We start from the raw sequence: 883 nt of genomic DNA on the forward strand, positions 1-883 counted from the left end.
GAACTCTATTGGGGTAACTCCAATGGGCCGGCGGAGGCCCTAACAGGCTGATACGGGCCGCGAAGGGTATTGCCTACCCGACAACGGTTGCCGCTTGCACGGCGACGAGGCAATACCCTGAAGGTCGACATGCAGACGAACACAACGCGTATAGGGCGCGCACGATGACGATCGCCGTCACAGGACGGCGCTCCAACAAACGGGTGACCATGGATATCGAGCAGCTTCGCGGGTGGGCGACGTTCATGGACAGGGCCACGGTCGCGAGCCTCATCGCCACCCTCATGGCCGGCACGGCGCTCGGCATCACGACGGGGCTGTCGTTCCGCTTCAGCGACGCGGTGCGTGCGCACGAGTCCGCCGCTATCCATCTCTACAAAGTCGAGGTGGGCCAGCACATTGCCAAGCTCGAGCAGGAAGTCTCGCGGGCGCGCGAGCGGGCGTTCGAGTTCGAGCAGGCGGCCGCCGAAGCCAGCGCACGGGCTGCGCAAGCGGCGCGTGAAAGCGCAACCGCCGACGAGAAGGCGCGGACGGCAAAGGTCGGCGCGGAGGAAGCGCGCAAACGCGTTGTTGCCGAGGTGCTAAGGAAGGTAAGGGCACGCGCGCCGGACCCGGCCAGGCTCATCATTGCGGCGGAACCCCCGCCGCCGGTGACCAAGGACGAGCTGGCATCCGACAGTGACACGCCAATTGCTGCGGCGCCGCCTTTGCCGACGCCATCGTCGGCTCTCGTCGCAAGCCTGAAGAAGTATGCGGGCACCAAAGCGGCCGTTTACGTGCTCGACGAAGCCTCCGATGCGCCCGCGGTCGGCGCCGCGATCTCAGGCTATCTGGGCGACGCCGGCTGGGCACCGTTGACATGGACCTGGACGGGCGTGAGCGG

General features: G+C 66.7%; 1 protein-coding gene. It reads left to right on the forward strand.

Going from position 1 to position 883, the window contains the following annotated elements; all coding sequences use genetic code 11:
- Positions 1-164: 164 nt before the first annotated feature.
- Positions 165-883 (forward strand): hypothetical protein (locus tag RSO01_RS46925; RefSeq protein ID WP_373868011.1); only part of this gene is annotated, 719 nt, incomplete at its 3' end.

The organism is Reyranella soli, assembly GCF_007992495.1.
GTDB classification, from domain to species: domain Bacteria; phylum Pseudomonadota; class Alphaproteobacteria; order Reyranellales; family Reyranellaceae; genus Reyranella; species Reyranella soli.